Source organism: Companilactobacillus metriopterae, from assembly GCF_004117915.1.
Classification (GTDB): domain Bacteria; phylum Bacillota; class Bacilli; order Lactobacillales; family Lactobacillaceae; genus Companilactobacillus; species Companilactobacillus metriopterae.
Genome location: NZ_RSTD01000001.1, coordinates 458,949 through 479,054 on the forward strand (window position 1 = coordinate 458,949; position 20,106 = coordinate 479,054).

Sequence of the window (20,106 nt, forward strand, 5' to 3'; positions counted from 1 at the left end):
TGAAAAATGAAACGAGACTTTGGAAAAGAATATCGTAATTCGATATTTAGAAAAGTATGGCGAGTTATTTTGTTAATGGTCATATTTCTATTATTAGGAATGTTGATAGGATCTGCTTTAGGTGGATCTAATCCATTTGCTATTTTGTGGCCAGGAACATGGATACATATGGTTGATTTTCTAAGATGAAAAAGCTGAGCTATATTTATTTATATCCTGTGAGATTTTATCAAAAATTTATATCGCCTATCTTACCTCCAAGTTGTCGATATTACCCAACGTGTTCTAACTATTTTATCGATGCAGTAAAAAAACATGGTATTATATTAGGATCGATAATGGGTATCGCCAGAATCTTAAGATGTCATCCATTTATTCGAGGTGGAGTTGATCCCGTTCCGGATAATTTCACTATATTCAGAAATCCTAATCCCCAAAACTATGAAGACGAAATTATAGCAAATAAATTTCATAATCAAAATAATGAGGAAAAATAATGGCAAGAAAAGATAAATCAATTGAAATTGACTTAAAAGAAATATCTAGTGATCCTGAAAAATATGAACTTTGGGATCAGAAAAAATATATTGGATCAATAGTAAAAGAAGGGGATAGATATTTATCTACTATCGAATCTGGAGATACTCCATTTAAGACAGTTAAATTAGATGATGCTATCAACGAATTATTAATGCAATATAATCTACATAATCATTAATAGGTGTTAAAATGCAAATGAGAAGTAATAAAAAAGAAAATGATTTAGAATCAAGAATTGATTGGGGAATAATATTTTCAATTATGACCTTGGCAATAATTGGTCTACTATCAATTTATGTTGCTTCTGTACAAGATTCTATTAATCCACTGAGAAATGTAGTTTCTCAACTGGTGTGGTATGTAATAGGTGCTGTTATTATTGTAGTGATAATGCAGTTTGATGCAGAACAATTATGGATGGTTACCGATTATGTATACTACGCTGGACTGGCGCTATTATTTCTCGTTTTGATCTTCTATAGTAGAGAATATGCTGTTCAAACTGGTGCTCGTAGTTGGTTTGCTGTAGGATCGTTTACTTTCCAGCCGTCGGAAATTATGAAACCTGCTTATATTTTGATGATAAGTAAAGTTATAACTACGCATAATACCGAATATAGAAATCATAATGTTCGTAACGATTTATTACTACTAGGTAAATTGTTATTGTGGACACTTCCAGTTGTCGTATTATTGACACTTCAAAATGATTTAGGTACTACTCTAGTATTCTTGGCAATACTTGGTGGTAGTATTCTTGTTTCAGGTATTGACTGGAAAATAATTGGAACATTAGTTCTTATTATAGCTGTAATAGGTGGTTTGGGCATTGCCCTTACTACTACCGATTGGGGACGAAGTATTTTAGCTAATTTTGGTTTCAAGACATACCAATTTTCTCGTATTGACAGTTGGTTGAATCCTTCTCAAGATACTTCGGGTGACGGATACCAAGTTTGGCAAAATATGAAAGCCATCGGTTCGGGACAGCTACTAGGTAAGGGATTCAATGTTTCTAATGTTTACGTTCCGGTACGAGAATCAGATATGATTTTCTCAGTAATCGGAGAGAACTTTGGATTTATAGGTGCATGTGTACTTATTCTTTTGTACTTCTTACTTATCTATCAAATGATACAAGTAACATTTGATACAAAGAATGAGTTTTACGCATATGTATCTACTGGTGTTATCATGATGATACTTTTCCACGTTTTTGAAAATATTGGTATGAGTGTTGGATTATTACCTATGACAGGTATTCCATTACCATTTATATCTCAAGGTGGATCAGCCCTCTTGGGTAATATGATTGGTGTCGGCTTGATAATGTCCATGAGATTCCACAATAGAAGTTATATGTTTGAAAATGGATCATTTACAAGGAGATGATAGACTTTTATGAATGAAAATGAAGATTTGTGGGTTGAGAAAACCGACAATGGATTTTTAGTAGGTTTAAAAGAAGATAATCAAGATACACTGGGTGAAGTAAAGTATGTTGATCTACCTTCCGTTGGACAAAAACTTCAAAAAGGTGACACTGCTGTTGAAGTTGAAGCCCAAAAAGCTGTTATAGAGCTAGAATCTCCAGTAGATGGAGAAGTAATCAGAATAAATGAAGCACTTGCTGATGAACCTCAATTAGTTGTCAACAAGGACAGTTCATGGATGTATGAAGTAAGAATATAAAAAAATTGATTATTTTCAATTAGCATATTTCTTGCAAGTTTTTCATAAAACTGGTTAAATTTAGTCTGAAATTAATAATGAATGGGGATAATTCATAATGAAGATTTTAGGAGACAAGATTCGCTACTACAGAAAATTAAGAGGAATTTCTCAATCGGAATTAGCCGAAGGGATTTGTACTCAAGCTACTGTTTCATTAATTGAAAAGAAAGACAAGATTCCAAGTATGGAAATATTGGTTCGTTTATGTGAGAGACTGGGTATCACAATGAACCTTGTAATCGTCAATGACGATAGTCAAATCTACTCAATAATTAGTGAAATTAAAACATTGTTTTATCATGCTGATTATAAAGCAATTGCTGAAAAGTTAAATAAATTAAGCAATGTTAATGTAAATAATAAGCAAGAAATTAAATTAATTCATTTCTTTAATGGTTTAGTTGAATACGAAGTAAATCACAATTACGATAAAGCCATCTTTGACTTTAATAGGGCCATGAATGTTGATTTAACTAACATTGATATGTACGATATCCTAATTGATATCTATACAGCAAAATCATATGTTAATAAGAAATCAAATGATGAAGCTCAGGTTTACTATGATCAAACAAAATCATTAATTAATTCCAGTGTTGAAAAAATAAATGATGAAAATTATCATGATAGTATTTTAATATATGCTAACATGTCAGAATTATCACTTAACCTAGGTGATAATGATCAAGCATTGAAATTTGCCAAATCAGGTATCTTCATTGCTAAGAAAGAACAATCATTGTTCAAGTTGGATGTCATGTTCTACATTTTGGCACAAGCTAAGATCTTAGTTGATGAAACACCAGATAAGGCTCTTGTTCAAGCTTACGTTATCTCAGATATCAATGATAATCCTAAATTACATGAGCGTGTATTAGTAGAATTAAAGCAAAAGAATTTGAGTTTATTTCAATAAAAAAAAACCGACATTTTATGTCGGCTTTTTTTATTTTGGTGCTTTAATTTCTTTGTTGTCCAAATCTGTTCTTACAACTAATACATCACACTTAGCAGTACGTGTTACGTATTCTGTAACAGATCCAATAAGCAATCTTTCCATTGCATTCAATCCAGTAGCACCAATCATAATCAAATCAATATTGTGTTTTTCTGGAAATTCTGCGGAAATAATTGTTTTAGGTGCACCATATTCAATGCTGTAATCTACGTCTTCTAGACCAGCACTTTTGGCAGTTTCTACATAACCCTTAACAGTTTCTTTTGCTTTTTCAGTAATTTCTTCGACCATTGTAGTGTCGAAACTAGAAACGTTTTGGAAAGCACGAGTATCAATGATATGTAGAATATGAACTGTAGCATTGTTTCTTTTAGCAACTTCTACAGCTTTTTTGAAAGCTAATTCAGCTTCAAATGAACCATCAATTGGTACTAGAATATTTTTATATTGTTGTAGCATGATAATCACCTCAAGTAATTTTTTGTATCTGATTATATTGTAATGTATTCGGAAACATAAATACAGTTATCTACGTATATTCGATAGATAAATTGAGAAAAATCCTGCGATAAAAGCACCTGCTACTAAAATAATTAAGTTAGACTTCACATTTCCCAAAAATAATATTATGATCCCTGCAATCGAATCAAGGCAAAGGAGTCCTGCAGTTATTCTCATAGTTGGTTTCAGTGATGCTATATCTTTTGGATCATAAATTAAAAACTTTTTGTCGCTGTAGTACCAAAGATTATAGGAAAGACCAAGTAAAAATATTATAAAGATAATCATTAAGATATTAACTATCAATGTTTTGCTCCTTTTTCCATTGTTCAATTTGTTGAATTCTAAGTTTTAAAGCTTGTTCATATTTACCAGTTTCGTTAGGTTCATAATATGTTTTATTTGCTAAATTATCTGGAAGATATTGTTGGTTTATAAAAGCATTAGGATAATTATGAGGATATTTGTAGCCAACACCGTGTCCTAATTCTTTTGCACCTGAGTAATGTGCATCTTTCAAATCATCAGGAATTGATGAGGCTTTACCAGAACGAACATCAGAAAGTGCGGAATCAATTGCTTCCATAGCTGAATTTGATTTAGGACATAGACACAATTCTATAACTGCATTTGCTAATGGAATTCTTGCTTCCGGCATTCCCACCATTTGAGCTACTTGAGCAGCTTGTACAGCTCTTGAGCAAGCTTGTGGATTAGCTAAGCCAACATCTTCATAGGCACAAATTAACAATCTTCTTATAGCAATTGTTATTTCACCTGCCTCTAGTAATCTAGCAAGATAGAGTAGGGCAGCATTGACGTCACTACCACGTATGGATTTCTGAAATGCAGAAATGACATCGTAGTGACTGTCGCCGTCTTTATCAGCAGAAATAGCTTTCTTTTGAACTGATTCTTCGATGGTTTTAAGGTCAATATGTATCTTTCCGTCGATCTCATCAGTTGAAAGGACAGATAACTCTAAACCATTAAGAATACTTCTTAGATCGCCATTAGTGGAGCTTACAAGTAAATTGAGAGCATTATCATCTAAATCTACTGGATAATTACCTAAGCCCTTATCTTTATCATCTAATGCTCTTTGGACAGCTATTTTCATATCATCTATGCTCAAAGGCTTAAGTTCGAATATTTGAACACGAGATCTAATAGCAGGACTGATATTTATGTATGGATTTTCAGTTGTAGCACCAATTAATATAATTGAGCCACTTTCTAATAATGGTAGGAGAAAATCTTGTTTGGTCTTATCGAGTCTATGAATTTCATCTAATAATAGAACAACAGTGCCGCTCATTTTTGCTTCTTCTGCTACAATTTGTAAATCTTTTTTGGTATCGGTGGCAGCATTTAACATACGAAATGCGTACTTAGTACTTCCGGCAATAGCACTTGCAATGCTGGTTTTACCAATTCCAGGAGGACCATATAAAATCATCGATGATAGCATTTTTGCTTGTACCATACGACGAATGATTTTATGTTCACCCACAAGGTGTTGTTGCCCAACTATTTCATCAATGTTTGTAGGTCTCATTCGATAGGCTAGTGGTGTCTGCATAATTCCTCCTAATTAGAATTTTGACATAATACTAATTATAACAGTTTAGAATATAAATAAAAAAAACATCCACACAGTGGATGTTTTTTTGTAGATATTAAAGAATTTGGTTGTAGTATTCAACAACTAGTGATTCATCAACATTTGGTTCTAGTTCATCACGTTCTGGCATTCTTACAAGAGAACCAGTAAGTGTGTTTTCATCAAAGTTTACGAAACCAGGACGACCAACAACACTTTCAAGGTTAGCTTTAACAATTGCTAGATCTTTTGATTTTGGTCTTAGTGTGATTTCTTGTCCAATCTTAACTTCGTAAGAAGGAATATCAACACGTTTGCCATCAACAAGGATGTGACCGTGGTTTACAAGTTGACGTGCTTGTGGACGAGTATTAGCTAATCCAAGTCTGTAAACAACATTGTCAAGTCTTGTTTCAAGAAGAAGCATCAAGTTGAAACCATGAATTCCTTCCATCTTACCAGCACGTTTAAACAAGTTACGGAATTGACGTTCGTTAACTTCGTACATGAAACGTAGCTTTTGCTTTTCTGTTAATTGTGTACCATATTCAGAAATCTTACGACGACTGTTTGGTCCATGTTGACCTGGAGCATAGTTACGACGAGCAATTTCTTTACCTGTACCTGATAGGGAAATACCTAAACGACGAGATAATTTCCAACGAGGTCCTGTATATCTAGACATTAATTTGTCCTCCAATAATTTTTTTGGAGTAAAATATTTAACTAAGAGTTCAACATTCGTGCAGGCATCTTTGGAACTTTCACCACATGCAGCCGGGTTACTCGTTTACTTATCTGTTGATGACTGTTGACGTTCTTGTCGCTCTTTGCTGCATACTTTACATAAAGAATAGTTTATCATTATTGATTGCACTCTGTCAAAGTTATTTATTAATCATAAAAGTTAAAAGTTTATTATGAATGCTTGTATATTGATATTTTCATTTTTTGGTCTGATATACTTTTATTCAATAAAGACCATAACAGGGGTGTGCACGTGTTTATATCTATTATAGTAATTATTCTGTTGGTTGTCGCTGTTTTTCTATATATGTGGTTTTTACAACAAAGAAACAGTAGAACAATTGATGAATATAGAAAAAAAATCGCTAATATTAAAGAAGATAAGCTGATTGAAAAAATAGAAGATCTTGAAGAGATGAAGATGACTGGTACTAGTCTGGAGATCTTTGGACAATCAAAATCTGATTTTGAAATGCAATTAGAAGATCGACTACCAAAGGCAGAAAATAGATTGAATCGTATTGCAAACAGTAATACGGAGTTTCGAGTATTTCAAACTTATCGTAGTTTAAGAAACATAAATGAAGAATTAAATTCAATTCAAATCACAATTTCTCAAATCTACGATAGATTGATGAATATCTCAAAGAGTAATGAATCAAATGCTTCACAGAGTCAGGCTCTTAGAAAAGAATTCGAAGTTCTTCGTAAAGAGATTCTTACACAATCATTTAACTTTGGCTCGGCATCGGATAAGCTTTCTGAAGAATTGGCAGAGATATCTAATCTTCTTGATACTGAGGAACAATTGACAAGACAAGGGGACTATATCGAAGCAAGTCAATATATTGACGAAGCAAGTACAAAAATTAAACTTATCAATAATCAACTTGATATCATTGAACCTCTACATAAAGAACTTGATGATGTTTTTCCAGAACAATTAGAAGAAATTCGTTTTGTATATGACAAATTGGAAAAACAACAATTTAAATTCAAAGAGGATATTGAGCAGTTAATTGATTCTGTTGAAACTAATATTGCTAAATCAAATGTCGATTTAGCTGAACTTCAATTTAATGATTCAACATTAAAAAATGATGTTATTCATCAACAAATAGAGGACCTTTACGAGATACTGTCACGTGAAAATGACGCAAAGAGAACTGTTCTTAAACAGCAAAAGCCAGTCATTGACTACTTTAATCACGCAAAGTTTCAACATAACAGACTCGAAGAACGTGTTCAGAATTTAAAAGAAAGCTATGTTATCGACGGAGATATCCTATTATCTGTTAAGAAGCACAATGAAGAATTAAATCGTATCAGAGAAAAATTTGATTATGATATTCAAAAGATAGCTGATAAAGAAGTTGTTTATAGTGAAGTATCTGAAAACTTTAAAGAAACAATTGATAAGTTAGATAAAATTGAACGTGACGAAAAAGTTATAAATGATCAACTTAACGAAATGATTTCAACCGAAGAAGTTGCAATTCAAAGTGTATCAAGATTTTCAAAAAATTTAGATATACAAAAGAGATCACTAGAACAATTTAGAATTAATGGACTTCCTGACGATTATTTAGATTATTTCTATATGGTTTATGATGAAATCAAAAAAATGAATGATGAGCTAAATTCAGAACGTGTTAATGTTGAAGATGTAAGCAAACAATCTATTGTTACTCAAGAAGATTTAGAGAATTTAGTAGAAATGACTAATAAACTAAAATTCGATATTGAGTTATCAGAAAGATTGATGCAATACTCTACAAGATACGCAGATCAAGATGCTACATTAAATGATAGACTTACAACTGCAAGAGAATTATTTGATAATGAGTTTGAGTTTGAAAAATCAGTAAATGTAATTTCTTCTGCCTTAGAAAAGGTTGAACCGGGATCAGTTGAAAGAATAAAAGATTCAATTAGTGCATGATTTTAGAAAATGATGTACATTATAATAATAAAAATTTGGCCGTTAGGCCTTTTTATTTTGGGTGAAAATAATGATATATTTTGATAATAGTGCAACAACAAAGATAGATGATTCAGTTTTAAGTACCTATGAAACGGCAACAAGAAATTTTTGGGGGAATCCATCTAGTTTACATAATCTGGGATTAAACGCTTATGAACTAGTTGAGAGTTCACGTAAACAAATTGCTGACTTGCTAAATTTTAACCCTAGTGAAGTTTATTTCACTAGTGGGGGTACAGAAGGTAATAATTGGATTATTAAGGGAACTGCTTACAAGAAAAGAGAATTTGGTAAACATATAATTACTAGTTCTATTGAGCATCCTTCAGTTACTAATACTATGAAGCAGCTCGAATCATTAGGATTTGAGGTTACTTATTTACCTGTGGACGATACCGGTCATATTAAGATAGCAGATTTAAAGAAGGCAATTCGCAAAGATACTATTTTAGTGTCAATAATGGCTGTAAACAATGAAATAGGGGCTATTCAACCTATCAATGAAATAGCAGATGTGCTAAATGATTATCCAAGTATTTCATTACATGTTGATGCAGTTCAGGCAATAGGTAAAAATCTTGAAGGTAAGTTTATGAACGACAGAGTTGACTTTTATACATTCTCAGGTCATAAATTTCATGCACCTAGAGGAATTGGTTTCATATATATGAAAGATGGTAAGCAACTTGAACCATTACTTGCTGGTGGTGGACAAGAACACAATTTCCGTAGTGGTACAGAAAATACACCTGCTATTGCTGCAATGGCTAAAGCTATTCGTCTTTTAAAAGATGATGAAGAAAAGAAAACCAATAATATTCTAGAATTGAAAACTAAATTACTAGAACACTTAGGAAAACTTGAGAATGTGCATGTTTTTTCTAAATTAGAAGATACTTTTGCGCCACATATTATTTGTTTTACAATAGATGGAGTTCGTGGAGAAACAATTGTCCACACTTTTGAAAAGAAAGAGATTTATATCTCGACAACTAGCGCTTGTTCTTCTAAAAAGGGTCTAGAGTCAAGTACTCTTAAAGCAATGAAAGTACCTGAAAAAATTGCTACCAGCGCAGTTAGAGTGAGCTTAGATGAAAACAATACAGTTTCAGAGATGAATGAATTCATTCAAAATCTGGACGAAATTTATAATCATTTTCAAATTCTAAACTAGGAGAAATTAATGAAATATACTGAAATTATGGTTCGCTATGGTGAACTATCAACAAAGGGAAAAAATCGCAATAGTTTTATTGGGCGTCTGCATGGTAATGTCACTAAAGTTTTAAAAGATTATCCTGAGTTAACTATTCAACCTCATCGTGACCGTTTGCATATCCAATTGAATGGTTTAGATGCAAAACCCATTATGGAAAAATTGAAAAATATCTTTGGTATTCAAACATTCTCTTTGAGTATCAGGGTATCCAAAGATTTTGAAGAAGTTAAAAAGACAGCGATTGATATGATGCACGAAGCATATGAACCTGGTATGACTTTCAAAGTTGGTACAAAACGATCTGATCATGATTATCCACTGGATACTAATCAAATTAATCTTCAATTAGGAGATGCAATTTGTGTAGAATTTCCTGAAATTAAGGTCGATCTTCGTAAACCTGATATTAAAATATCCGTTGAAGTACGTCACGATGGGATATATTTGTCATATTTAACTGTTAAAGGTGCTGGAGGTCTTCCTGTTGGTACTGCAGGTAAAGGGATGTTGATGTTGTCAGGAGGAATTGATTCTCCTGTTGCAGGATATTTTGCATTAAAACGTGGTGTTGAAATAGAGATGGTTCATTTCTTCAGCCCTCCATATACTTCTGAGCAAGCATTGAATAAAGCAAAAGAATTAACAAGTAAATTGACATCATTTGGTGGAAGTATTAAATTTATCGAAGTTCCATTTGCTGAGATTCAAGAAACTATTAAAGCTAATGTTCCTGAAGGATATTTGATGACAATTCAACGTCGTTTTATGTTGAGATTAACAGATATGATTCGTGAACAGCGTGGAGGATTGGCGATTTTCAATGGTGAGGCTGTTGGACAAGTTGCCTCGCAGACTCTTGAAAGTATGGCAGCTATCAATGAGGTGACAACAACCCCAATACTTAGACCTGTTGCTACGATGGATAAAACAGATATTATTCGAGTTGCAGAAAATATTGATACATTTAATTTATCAATTATGCCTTTTGAAGATTGTTGTACAGTATTTGCTCCACCAAGTCCAAAGACTAAACCTAATATGGAAAAGACTATTAAGTTTGAAAGTTCATTGGATATTGATGGCTTAATTCAACGTTCATTAGATAATATTAAGATAACTACTGTTGAACCTGGGGATACATTTATGGATTCAAAACAAGATGAAATTAGCAGTTTGCTTTAATAAATATATTGACGATATTGATGTAATAATTTATCATCAAGTTATCAGCAATGATTAGGAGTATTGATATTAGATATCTTAAGAGAATGGTATGTCAGCTGAGAATTACCTAGATATCGATATTAATTGTTACCTATGAGCTATCTTTTAAAGATCGGGACACCGTTAATTGTAGAGTGAAGAGTTTTTTAAAAACTCTTAATTTAGGTGGCACCGCGAGCATTCGTCCTATTCCATAGGATGGGTGTTTTTTTATTTTAAGGAGAAAAATATGGTTAGAGAAATTGATATGGATACTAAGTATAGTCCCAATGAAGTAGAAGAAGGTCGCTATGATAAATGGCTAGAACAAGGGGTATTTAAGCCTTCAGGAAACGCTGAAGCAAAACCCTATTCGATAGTAATCCCACCTCCAAATGTAACTGGAAAACTACATTTAGGTCATGCTTGGGATACAACAATTCAAGATACATTAATTAGATTCAAGAGAATGCAAGGTTATGATACCTTGTATCTTCCAGGAATGGATCACGCGGGTATAGCTACCCAAGCTAAAGTTGAAGCTAAACTTAGAGAAGAAAAAGGTGTAACTAGATATGAGTTAGGCCGTGAAAAATTTGTTCAAGAGGTTTGGAACTGGAAAGATGAATTTGGTTCAATCATTAAATCTCAATGGGGCAAGTTAGGTCTTTCATTAGATTATGATCGAGAAAGATTTACCCTAGACGAAGGATTATCCAAAGCTGTTCGTAAAGTCTTTGTTGAACTATACAATCAAGGGTTAATTTATCGTGGTGAATATATAATCAACTGGGATCCTGTTCTTCAAACAGCACTTTCTGATATTGAAGTTATTCATAAAGATGATAATGGTGCTTTTTACCATGTTAAGTATCCATACGCTGATGGTTCTGGTTTTATTGAAATTGCAACAACTCGACCAGAAACCATGTTTGGTGATGTAGCTATTGCTGTCAGTCCAGACGATGATAGATATAAAGATATCGTTGGTAAAGAAGTCATTGTTCCTTTAGTAGATAGAAAAATTCCAATTATTGAAGATCATTATGTAGATAAAGAGTTTGGTACAGGTATGGTTAAAATAACACCTGCTCACGATCCTAACGATTTTGCAGTGGGTAATCGCCATAATCTTGAACGTATTAACACAATGAATGCTGATGGAACAATGAACGAACGTGCTGGTAAGTATAATGGCATGGATCGCTTTGATGCTCGTAAGGCAATTCAAAAAGATCTTGAAGACGCTGGATTTATGATTAGAGTTGAAGATTATACTCATAGTATTGGACATTCAGAAAGATCAGATGCGGTAGTTGAACCAAGACTATCAACACAATGGTTTGTTAAAATGCAACCATTAGCTGAAATGGCTTTGAAGAACCAAGAAACAGATAACAAGGTAGATTTTGTTCCAGAACGTTTTGAAAATACCTTTACTCAATGGATGGAAAATGTTCACGATTGGGTTATTTCTAGACAATTATGGTGGGGACATCAAATTCCTGCTTGGTATCATAAAGAAACAGGAGAAATCTATGTAGGTGAAACAGAACCTGCAGATATTGAAAATTGGACTCAAGAAGAAGATGTTCTGGATACTTGGTTCTCTAGTGCATTATGGCCATTTTCAACTATGGGTTGGCCTGATGTTGATAGTGAAGATTATAAGAAATATTTCCCAACAAATACTCTTGTAACTGGTTACGATATCATTTTCTTCTGGGTATCAAGAATGATTTTCCAAAGTTTGAAATTTACTGGAGAACGTCCATTTGAAAATGTTGTTATTCATGGTCTAATTCGTGATGAACAAGGTCGCAAGATGAGTAAATCATTGGGTAATGGTATTGATCCAATGGAAGTTATTGAGAAGTATGGTGCTGATTCATTAAGATGGTTCTTGATGATGGGTTCTACTCCTGGTCAGGATACAAGATTCAGTTACGACAAGATGGATGCAGCATGGAATTTTATAAATAAAATTTGGAATGCTAGTCGTTTTGTTATCATGAATTTGGATGAATCTGCTCAACCAGTAGATAATATAACAATTGATAACTCATTTGATCTTTCTGATAAGTGGATTCTTGCTAAACTAAATCAAACTGTTTCTGATGTTACACGTCTATTTGACAAGTTTGAATTTGGTGAAGCAGGTCGAGCAATGTACAATTTCATCTGGAATGACTTTTGTGATTGGTATATTGAAATGAGTAAAGCAACACTTACTGGTGAAGATGGTGCTTCAAAAGATCATAAACGCATGATACTTACTTATGTTTTAGATCAGATTTTGAAATTAATGCACCCAATTATGCCATTTGTTACCGAAAAAATTTGGTTATCAATGCCTCATACAGGTGAATCAATCTCTACATCAGAATATCCAACTACTCATGCTGAATTTGAAGATTCAGAATCAGTTGAACAAATGGAAATACTAATTGATTTGATCAAAGCAGTAAGAAAAATTCGTGTAGATGCAAATGCACCAATGTCAAAAGAAGTTGATATTCTAATCAAACCTGAAAATGATTCTATAAAAGAAATTTTCTTAGACAACAAAGATTATATAGATCGTTTTGTTCATCCTAAGGATTTACAAGTTTCTGTTGATTTAGAAGCTCCTGATCTTGCTATGACTGCGATTATTAGTGGCACAGAAATTTATGTTCCATTAGCAGAGCTTATCAATATTGATGAAGAAATTACACGTCAAGAAGAGGAAGTTGCAAAGCTAGACAAGGAAATTTCAAGAATTGACAAGAAACTTTCTAATGAAGGATTTGTTAAGAAAGCTCCTGAAAGTGTTGTTGCAGAAGAAAAAGCAAAACTTGCAGATTATCAAGATAAGCAAGATAAAGTAAAACAACGTATCGAACAACTTAAAAATAGTAAATAATAAAAAAGCCATCTATAATGAGAATAGATGGTTTTTTTATTGGGAGAGATTATATGTTTAAAACATCAGATGAAGCAGTAGAGTATATTCATTCATTACCCAAATTTCATGAATCTGATAGTTTGGATTTTATTAAACTAGCGATGCAAAAATTAGGGAATCCTCAAGATAGCTATAAGATAGTGCACATCACTGGAACAAATGGGAAGGGCACTACGACAAATTATTTGGCTAATTTATTGGAAGCATCCAACTTACGTGTAGGGATGTTTATTTCTCCATTTATAAAAATATTTAATGAACGCATTCAAATCAATCATGAATATATTAGTAATGATGATTTGTGCAATTTGAGTAATTATATTGTTGCCCAAACTAAGGGGATTGAATTAACTGAATTTGAATTTGTTACTGCACTGGGATTACTTTACTTTAAGGATAGAGTAGATATTGCGGTTGTTGAGGTAGGTATCGGCGGAAAAAGAGATAAGACAAATATTGTGAAGCCAGTTCTGTCCATTATAACTTCAGTAGGAATGGATCATGAGAATATTATTGGTCCTACGTTGTTAGATATAGCAAGAGAAAAGTCAGGAATAATAAAACAGAATACACCTGTTATATTGGGATTATTAGATGATGATGTCAGTCATCTTATTGAAAAAGTAGCGGATCAAAAAGATAGTTCTGTGTATCAATTCGAAAGGGAATTTAATATAGAAAATTTCCGAGTGAAAGATATTAAAATCAATTTTGATTTTAAAAATGGAGAAACCTATCCTGTTAGTATCTTAGGAATTGAAAAAACTACTGCGATCAATGCAGCAATGGCAATTGAAGCATTCTATCTTCTTAACAAAGAGCATGACTTAACGGATGAGATATCTGAAATTGAAAGTCATCCGATACCTGGAAGAATGCAAGTAGTGAGGAGAGATCCACTAGTTATTTTTGATGGTGCACATAATTTTGCGGCAATTGATAATTTAACAAATTCTTTAACAAAAACATGGCCCAATAAAGATATAATAGTATTGTATTCGGGCATGAAAGATAAAAAGAGAGATGTTATTCTATCAAATTTGTCTAAATATAGTAAAAAAGTCTACATAACTCAGTTAAAAAAATTGCGATCTGCTGGAAAAGAAGATTACGATTTATCCAGTTATTCGAACGTTGAATTTGTGGATGATTATAGAGACTTTTATTCAAGTTTTATTGATGAACAAACGAGTGATCAAATATTTTTAGTTACAGGATCTTTTTACTTAGTGTCTGATTTATTGAATACTTTCGTAATTTAAAGAATGATAAAATTAAGAGAGAAAATTCAGACAAATGGTGTAACATCGTTGTCTAACTTAGAATTATTGGTAGTTTTATTGGGCAATGGCAATAAACATATTAATGTTGCAGAGATAGCTCATTCGATAGTTACTAAGTATCCAAATTTAGATTTTTCATTACAAAATTTATTGGATCAACAGGGTATCGGCTTAGCGCAGGGATGTAAAATAATGGCAGCTACTGAACTGGGTTCCAGAAAACTTGAAAGTGACGTAATGCCTCAAAAATTTAATTCATTATCTGAGATTGCAAAACACGCTAGCAATAAGATAGGTTTTTCTAAACAAGAAAAGCTACTGGCGTTGTTTCTAGATAGTGATAATAATATAATTTTTGAAAAAATAATGTTTATCGGAACTATGGATTCAGCCACAGTTCACCCGCGTGATATTATCCGAGAAGCTCTGTCAATTTCAGCCACTCAAGTTCTTATAGTTCATAATCATTATTCTGGAAGATTAATTCCTTCAGAAAATGATAAAAAACTTACACAAAGAATTGAAGAATGCTGTACAATAATGGGTATTAAATTTATTGATCATCTAATTGTTTCAAAGAATGATTTTATAAAAGTAAATTTATAATGTTTCAATTAAGTTAAGTTTTTTCATTGTATAAAAATTACATTTATATATGATATAATTTTCTTTAGCTTAAAATGTCCGATTTTCAGTCGTTATTAAAGGAGATATAATATTGTTTGGAATTAGTTCAAAAAAAATAGGTATCGATTTAGGTACTGCTAATACTCTAGTTTATGTTGAAGGTAAAGGAATTGTCCTTAACGAACCTTCAGTTGTAGCTAAAAATAATAATACAGGTGAAGTTGTTGCTGTAGGTTCTGATGCCCGTGAAATGATTGGACGTACACCAGGTAGTATTTCAGCAATTCGTCCTATGAAGGATGGAGTTATTGCTGATTACGATACAACAGCTGCCATGATGAAATATTTCATTTCAAAAGCTGCTGGTAACTCAAAACCATCAGTGATGGTTTGTGTACCAAGTGGTGTTACAGAAGTTGAAAAGAGAGCTGTTATCGAAGCTACTCAACATGCTGGTGCTAAAGAAGCTTATGTCATTGAAGAACCATTTGCTGCTGCTATTGGTGCAGGTCTACCTGTTATGGATCCAACTGGTAACATGGTTGTTGATATTGGTGGTGGTACTACTGATGTTGCTACAATTTCATTAGGTGGAATTGTTTCTTCACGTTCAATTAGAGTGGCTGGAGATAAGTTTGATGAATCAATCACTACTTATATCAAGGCACATTTCAATTTACAAATTGGTGAAAGAACTGCTGAAGAAGTTAAAATTCAAGTTGGTTCAGCTTCAGTTGAAAAAGCTACTGAATTAGAAGCAATGCAAATTAGAGGTCGAGATCTTGTTACTGGATTACCTAAAACAATCCAACTAACTGGTGAAGACATTGCTAAAGCAATTCACGAAGATGTTGAAGAAATTATTATTGCTATTAAGGAAACACTAGAAGAAACATCACCAGAAATTGCTGCTGATGTTATCGATCATGGTATCGTTCTTACTGGTGGTGGAGCATTACTACATCACTTACCAGAAGTTATATCAGAAGCAACTGGTGTTCCTGTATTTATTGCGCAAGATCCTTTGGATTGTGTTGCCGCAGGTACTGGTGAATCACTTAAAAATATCGATGTGATCCGTCGTCAAAAGTAAACGGGGTAACCCGTTTTTTTTATTGATTATTGTGGGAGAAAATTATGCAGAAATTTTTTTCAAATAAAAAGTTCATAATTTTTATGATTATTATTATTGTTACATTTGGACTTTTAGCAGTTTCAGTTAACGTTAGGGATAACGATGAAACACCATCATTTGTCCAACAGATAGGGAATGACACATACAGTTTAGTAGGTGGCGTTTTTGCGTATCCCGTAAATGCAGCAAAAAATGTGAACTCACAGTTTGCTAGTTTTTATAATACTTATACTGAAAATCAACGTTTAAAATCTAGAATAGATGAATTAGATAAAAATAAAGCTGATTTAAAAACTGTTCAAGATGAAAACTCCAAATTAAAAAAAGAATTGAAGCTAGATGCTACGTTAACCGACTATGATATCCAGACTGCTTCAGTAGTAACTAGATCACCTAATAATTGGCAAAATTATCTTACAATTAATCGCGGTTCTACCAGCGGTCTTAAGAAAAACATGCCAGTAATGTCTGGAAATGGTCTGATAGGTAGAATTGTTGAAGTTAACAAGATTAGTTCAAAAGTAGAATTGATCTCAACAAATAATGAAGTTAGCGATAAATTTGCTGTTGAAATTCAAGGAACAGATGCAATTGATGGAGTTATTAGTAAATATGATTCATCAACTGGAAAACTAGTTATGGAAAATGTTCAATCTACAGATGGAATCAAAAAAGGTCAAAGAGTTGTAACCTCAGGATTGGGTGGTAGAACTCCTAAGGGTCTTTATGTAGGTAAGGTTTATGGAATTAAAAAGGACAATTACGGAATGACAAATTCTGTTTACATAACTCCGTCTGCAGATTTAAGAGACTTTACTGTTGTTACAGTTATTAAGTCAAAGGTTAGTGGTGATTAAAAATGGAAATTAGAAGACGTAAGATTTCTTTTCAAGTAATTTTTCTTTTTATCACATTCTTCCTTGATGGAATAATCAAATGGTCTTTTTTTGACAACATAAATAAAGGAACATTTTTTGTCGTTCCACAGTTAATGCTGATGGCACTAACTATGCTTTGTTTAAGAATGGATGATACCAGATTGATCATAATATACGGCGTGATTTTTGGTTTGTCATACGATTTTTATTATTCAGGATTAATAGGAATCTATACAGTTTTGATACCAGTTATCCTTTATGGAATTGACCATTACAAATATTTATTTGCAAGCTCAGATTTCATTTATGAAATTTCAGTTTATTTTATTGTACTAGTTGTATTACAAACTTTTGTATATCTGTTAGAAAGATTATTTCAACAGACAACAACAGATTTTTTGGATTATGTAACTTTTACATTAGGACCAACTTTATTATTTAATATTGTAATGTTTTTTATTTTATATGTAATTATGGCAAGGATATGTGATTGGTTAGTGAAATATCGGAGGGAATCACGATGAACAACGTTGTTTTTAAGGGGAATAAAGAAGGTATCGTTGTAACCTTCAATGATGAAGCTAATTTAGAAGATTCGATTAAAGATTTTAAAGAATTAATTTTGCAACAAAATTTGGGTGCAGAAGATAAATCAATAAAATTCTTTGTTAAAACTGGAAGCAGACAGCTCTCTTCTGAAAGATTGCTGGAAATAAAAACTATTCTGTCAAAGTACCCACAAATTGATCTTCAAAGTTTGGAATCAGATGTACTATCAAAAGATGATGTCGAAGAGAAAATTGAAGAGAGTAATATCAATATTGAGACAGGGATTATCAGAAGTGGGCAAAAAAGAGAGTATCAAGGTGATTTAATATTCTTAGGCACTTTACATCCTTCTGCACAAATTTCAGCTACAGGATCTGTGTATATTTTGGGAGAAGTCAGTGGTATTGTCCAAGCAGGTTATCCCGATAATACTTCAGCCAATATTCTTGGAAATTTGGCTAAGGTAGCTCAAGTTAGAATTGCGGATACTTTTGAAATAGTTGCTGACGGAAATTCAGAAAAATATACAGATAATCAATATGCTTATCTAGATGATATACATTCAATTAGTGTAGACGATATTAAAAATTTCAAAAATTAATTTGAGAGGACTTTTTTAGATAATGGGAATTTCAATTGTAGTAACGTCTGGTAAGGGTGGTGTAGGTAAAACTACAACTACTGCAAATATAAGTACAGCTCTAGCAAGTATGAATCAAAAAGTTTGTATGATTGATCTTGATATTGGGTTAAGAAATCTTGACTCCGTATTAGGTTTAACCAATAGGATTGTTTATGATGTTTTGGATGTTGCTAGTCAAAGAGTCGCTATTTCTCAAGCACTAGTTAGAGATCCAAGATTTGACGATAATTTATATTTATTAGCTGCTTCTCAATTTGAAGACAAATATGCTTTAGACAAAGAATCTATTAGTGGCATTGTCGAATATCTAAAATCTAGATTTGATTTTGTTATTATCGATTGTCCTGCTGGTATAGAAGAAGGATTCCAAAATGCTGTCTCAGTTGCAGATGGAGCACTTATTGTAACTAACCCTGAAGTATCATCGATAAGTGACTCAGATCGTGTGGTTGGAATTCTAGAAGAATTAAACATGCCAGTGACACCTCACTTAATTATTAATAGAATTCGCAAAAATATGATTAACAATGGAACTTCAATGAATATAACTGATATTGTGGACCACTTAGGAATTCCTCTTATTGGTGTAGTTATTGATGAAGATGATGTTATCTATGCTTCTAACTCGGGACAAACAATTGTTAACGATCCAAACAGTGAAGCTGGTCGAGGATACAAAAATATAGCTAAACGTATGTTGGGCGAGACAATTCCTTTAGATTTATTTGATGCCGAGGAAAAGAAACAAGGATTTATCGGCAGATTGTTTGGTAGAAGTTAAATTCTGTGATATGGTAACAATAGTTAAATATGTCAACACAGGGGGAGCCGAATGGCTGAGAGTGACAAATATGTCAGACCCTTTAAACCTGTTATGTTAGTACATGCGTAGGAATGTGTTATTAGATGTCTATTTGTTAGACTATTCTAACTCTCTTGTGATGACAAAAAATCATAAGGGAGTTTTTTTATGGAAAAAAAAGATGGGTTAATTATCCTAATAGAAGGAGCAATAATAACAGCTTTAGCTCAGGCATTGAATTATATACCACATTCAGTTGGTGCATCATCTATTGAAGTAGTATATGGGTTGGTTCCTATGGTTATATTTGCCCTGAGAAGGGGTCTCAAACCAGGATTGACGGCTGGATTAGTGTGGGGGATTCTTGATTTAATTTTAAGAGGATTTAGTAGTGGAGGATTTTTAAATCCTTTACAGGGATTTATAGAGTATCCAATCGCCTTTGCAGCAATTGGATTAGCTGGAATAGGAAGTACAAGAGTTAAAGAAAAAATACAAGAAGGAAAAAGTACATTCTTTGTAATCTTGATTTATTCCACAATAGGATTTTTTGCAAAGTATTTCTTACATTTTATTGCTGGTGGAATATATTGGGGATTGTATGCACCAAAAAATATGAATCCATGGATCTATTCTCTAGTCATCAATGGAGGAAGTTTTCTAGCCAACTTAATTATGCTGACGATAATTCTCGTATTTTTAAATAGATTTATAAATAGAATAATTAAAGTCTAAATAAAATAAAAAGAGGTT

22 protein-coding genes and 1 riboswitch are annotated in these 20,106 nt (G+C 32.7%); of the genes, 18 read left to right on the forward strand and 4 right to left on the reverse strand.

Going from position 1 to position 20,106, the window contains the following annotated elements; translation table 11 throughout:
- Positions 1-6: 6 nt before the first annotated feature.
- The 6 genes from EKN01_RS02320 (at position 7) to EKN01_RS02345 (ending at position 3,190) form a co-directional block, all read left to right on the forward strand.
- On the forward strand, positions 7-189 hold the full coding sequence (locus EKN01_RS02320; protein WP_099974613.1) for a DNA-directed RNA polymerase subunit beta: 183 nt from the start codon (positions 7-9) through the stop codon (positions 187-189).
- Entirely contained in the window at positions 186-497 is a 312-nt protein-coding gene (gene yidD, locus EKN01_RS02325) for a membrane protein insertion efficiency factor YidD (RefSeq protein WP_425435947.1), read from the forward strand. Before EKN01_RS02320 ends, yidD begins: the two co-directional genes overlap by 4 nt.
- Positions 497-718, forward strand: a complete 222-nt coding sequence (locus tag EKN01_RS02330; RefSeq protein ID WP_099974614.1) for a DUF2969 family protein — start codon at positions 497-499, stop codon at positions 716-718. The genes yidD and EKN01_RS02330 overlap by 1 nt, the downstream gene beginning before the upstream one ends.
- An 11-nt stretch (positions 719-729) precedes the next feature.
- Positions 730-1,932 carry an FtsW/RodA/SpoVE family cell cycle protein gene (locus EKN01_RS02335; protein ID WP_099974615.1) on the forward strand — a complete coding sequence of 401 codons (1,203 nt, stop codon included), beginning with the start codon at positions 730-732 and terminating at the stop codon, positions 1,930-1,932.
- Between the two features lie 9 nt (positions 1,933-1,941).
- A complete protein-coding gene (locus EKN01_RS02340; protein ID WP_129044809.1) occupies positions 1,942-2,232 on the forward strand; it encodes a glycine cleavage system protein H in 291 nt (96 codons plus the stop codon).
- A 97-nt stretch (positions 2,233-2,329) separates the two neighbouring features.
- Positions 2,330-3,190 carry a helix-turn-helix domain-containing protein gene (locus tag EKN01_RS02345; protein WP_099974617.1) on the forward strand — a complete coding sequence of 287 codons (861 nt, stop codon included), beginning with the start codon at positions 2,330-2,332 and terminating at the stop codon, positions 3,188-3,190.
- 30 nt (positions 3,191-3,220) lie between these two features.
- Here EKN01_RS02345 and EKN01_RS02350 read toward each other — a convergent pair whose 3' ends face one another.
- From EKN01_RS02350 to rpsD, 4 genes are all read right to left on the reverse strand, one after another.
- A complete protein-coding gene (locus EKN01_RS02350; RefSeq protein ID WP_099974618.1) occupies positions 3,221-3,691 on the reverse strand; it encodes a universal stress protein in 471 nt (156 codons plus the stop codon).
- 66 nt (positions 3,692-3,757) lie between these two features.
- The gene (locus tag EKN01_RS07865) at positions 3,758-4,039 is read right to left on the reverse strand and encodes a hypothetical protein (protein ID WP_129044810.1); all 282 of its coding nucleotides are present in this window, start codon (positions 4,037-4,039) and stop codon (positions 3,758-3,760) included.
- The gene (locus EKN01_RS02360; protein ID WP_129044811.1) at positions 4,029-5,315 is read right to left on the reverse strand and encodes a replication-associated recombination protein A; all 1,287 of its coding nucleotides are present in this window, start codon (positions 5,313-5,315) and stop codon (positions 4,029-4,031) included. The genes EKN01_RS07865 and EKN01_RS02360 overlap by 11 nt, the downstream gene beginning before the upstream one ends.
- 97 nt (positions 5,316-5,412) lie before the next feature.
- Entirely contained in the window at positions 5,413-6,021 is a 609-nt protein-coding gene (gene rpsD, locus EKN01_RS02365; RefSeq protein WP_099974621.1) for a 30S ribosomal protein S4, read from the reverse strand.
- A 315-nt stretch (positions 6,022-6,336) separates the two neighbouring features.
- Between rpsD and EKN01_RS02370 the strand changes: the two genes are divergently transcribed.
- From EKN01_RS02370 to thiT, 12 genes are all read left to right on the forward strand, one after another.
- Positions 6,337-8,025, forward strand: a complete 1,689-nt coding sequence (locus EKN01_RS02370) for a septation ring formation regulator EzrA (RefSeq protein WP_129044812.1) — start codon at positions 6,337-6,339, stop codon at positions 8,023-8,025.
- Positions 8,026-8,095: 70 nt separating this feature from the next.
- Positions 8,096-9,241 (forward strand): cysteine desulfurase family protein, encoded by a 1,146-nt coding sequence (locus EKN01_RS02375; RefSeq protein WP_129044813.1) that lies wholly within the window; start codon positions 8,096-8,098, stop codon positions 9,239-9,241.
- 9 nt (positions 9,242-9,250) lie between these two features.
- On the forward strand, positions 9,251-10,468 hold the full coding sequence (thiI, locus tag EKN01_RS02380; protein ID WP_129044814.1) for a tRNA uracil 4-sulfurtransferase ThiI: 1,218 nt from the start codon (positions 9,251-9,253) through the stop codon (positions 10,466-10,468).
- A gap of 271 nt (positions 10,469-10,739) precedes the next feature.
- On the forward strand, positions 10,740-13,394 hold the full coding sequence (locus EKN01_RS02385; RefSeq protein WP_129044815.1) for a valine--tRNA ligase: 2,655 nt from the start codon (positions 10,740-10,742) through the stop codon (positions 13,392-13,394).
- Between the two features lie 53 nt (positions 13,395-13,447).
- Positions 13,448-14,698, forward strand: a complete 1,251-nt coding sequence (locus tag EKN01_RS02390; RefSeq protein ID WP_129044816.1) for a bifunctional folylpolyglutamate synthase/dihydrofolate synthase — start codon at positions 13,448-13,450, stop codon at positions 14,696-14,698.
- 3 nt (positions 14,699-14,701) lie between these two features.
- Complete coding sequence (radC, locus tag EKN01_RS02395) at positions 14,702-15,325, forward strand: RadC family protein (RefSeq protein WP_129044817.1); 624 nt, start codon at positions 14,702-14,704, stop codon at positions 15,323-15,325.
- A 112-nt stretch (positions 15,326-15,437) separates the two neighbouring features.
- On the forward strand, positions 15,438-16,439 hold the full coding sequence (locus EKN01_RS02400) for a rod shape-determining protein (protein ID WP_099974628.1): 1,002 nt from the start codon (positions 15,438-15,440) through the stop codon (positions 16,437-16,439).
- A gap of 44 nt (positions 16,440-16,483) precedes the next feature.
- Entirely contained in the window at positions 16,484-17,338 is an 855-nt protein-coding gene (gene mreC, locus EKN01_RS02405; protein ID WP_129044818.1) for a rod shape-determining protein MreC, read from the forward strand.
- Positions 17,339-17,340: 2 nt separating this feature from the next.
- A complete protein-coding gene (gene mreD / locus EKN01_RS02410) occupies positions 17,341-17,883 on the forward strand; it encodes a rod shape-determining protein MreD (RefSeq protein ID WP_129044819.1) in 543 nt (180 codons plus the stop codon).
- Positions 17,880-18,509: a septum site-determining protein MinC gene (locus EKN01_RS02415; RefSeq protein WP_099974631.1), complete on the forward strand. Its 630-nt coding sequence runs from the start codon at positions 17,880-17,882 to the stop codon at positions 18,507-18,509. The genes mreD and EKN01_RS02415 overlap by 4 nt, the downstream gene beginning before the upstream one ends.
- Before the next feature lie 22 nt (positions 18,510-18,531).
- On the forward strand, positions 18,532-19,332 hold the full coding sequence (gene minD / locus EKN01_RS02420) for a septum site-determining protein MinD (RefSeq protein ID WP_129044820.1): 801 nt from the start codon (positions 18,532-18,534) through the stop codon (positions 19,330-19,332).
- A 30-nt stretch (positions 19,333-19,362) separates the two neighbouring features.
- Positions 19,363-19,463: riboswitch (TPP riboswitch) on the forward strand.
- 58 nt (positions 19,464-19,521) lie between these two features.
- Entirely contained in the window at positions 19,522-20,088 is a 567-nt protein-coding gene (gene thiT, locus EKN01_RS02425; protein WP_129044821.1) for an energy-coupled thiamine transporter ThiT, read from the forward strand.
- Positions 20,089-20,106 lie beyond the last annotated feature (18 nt).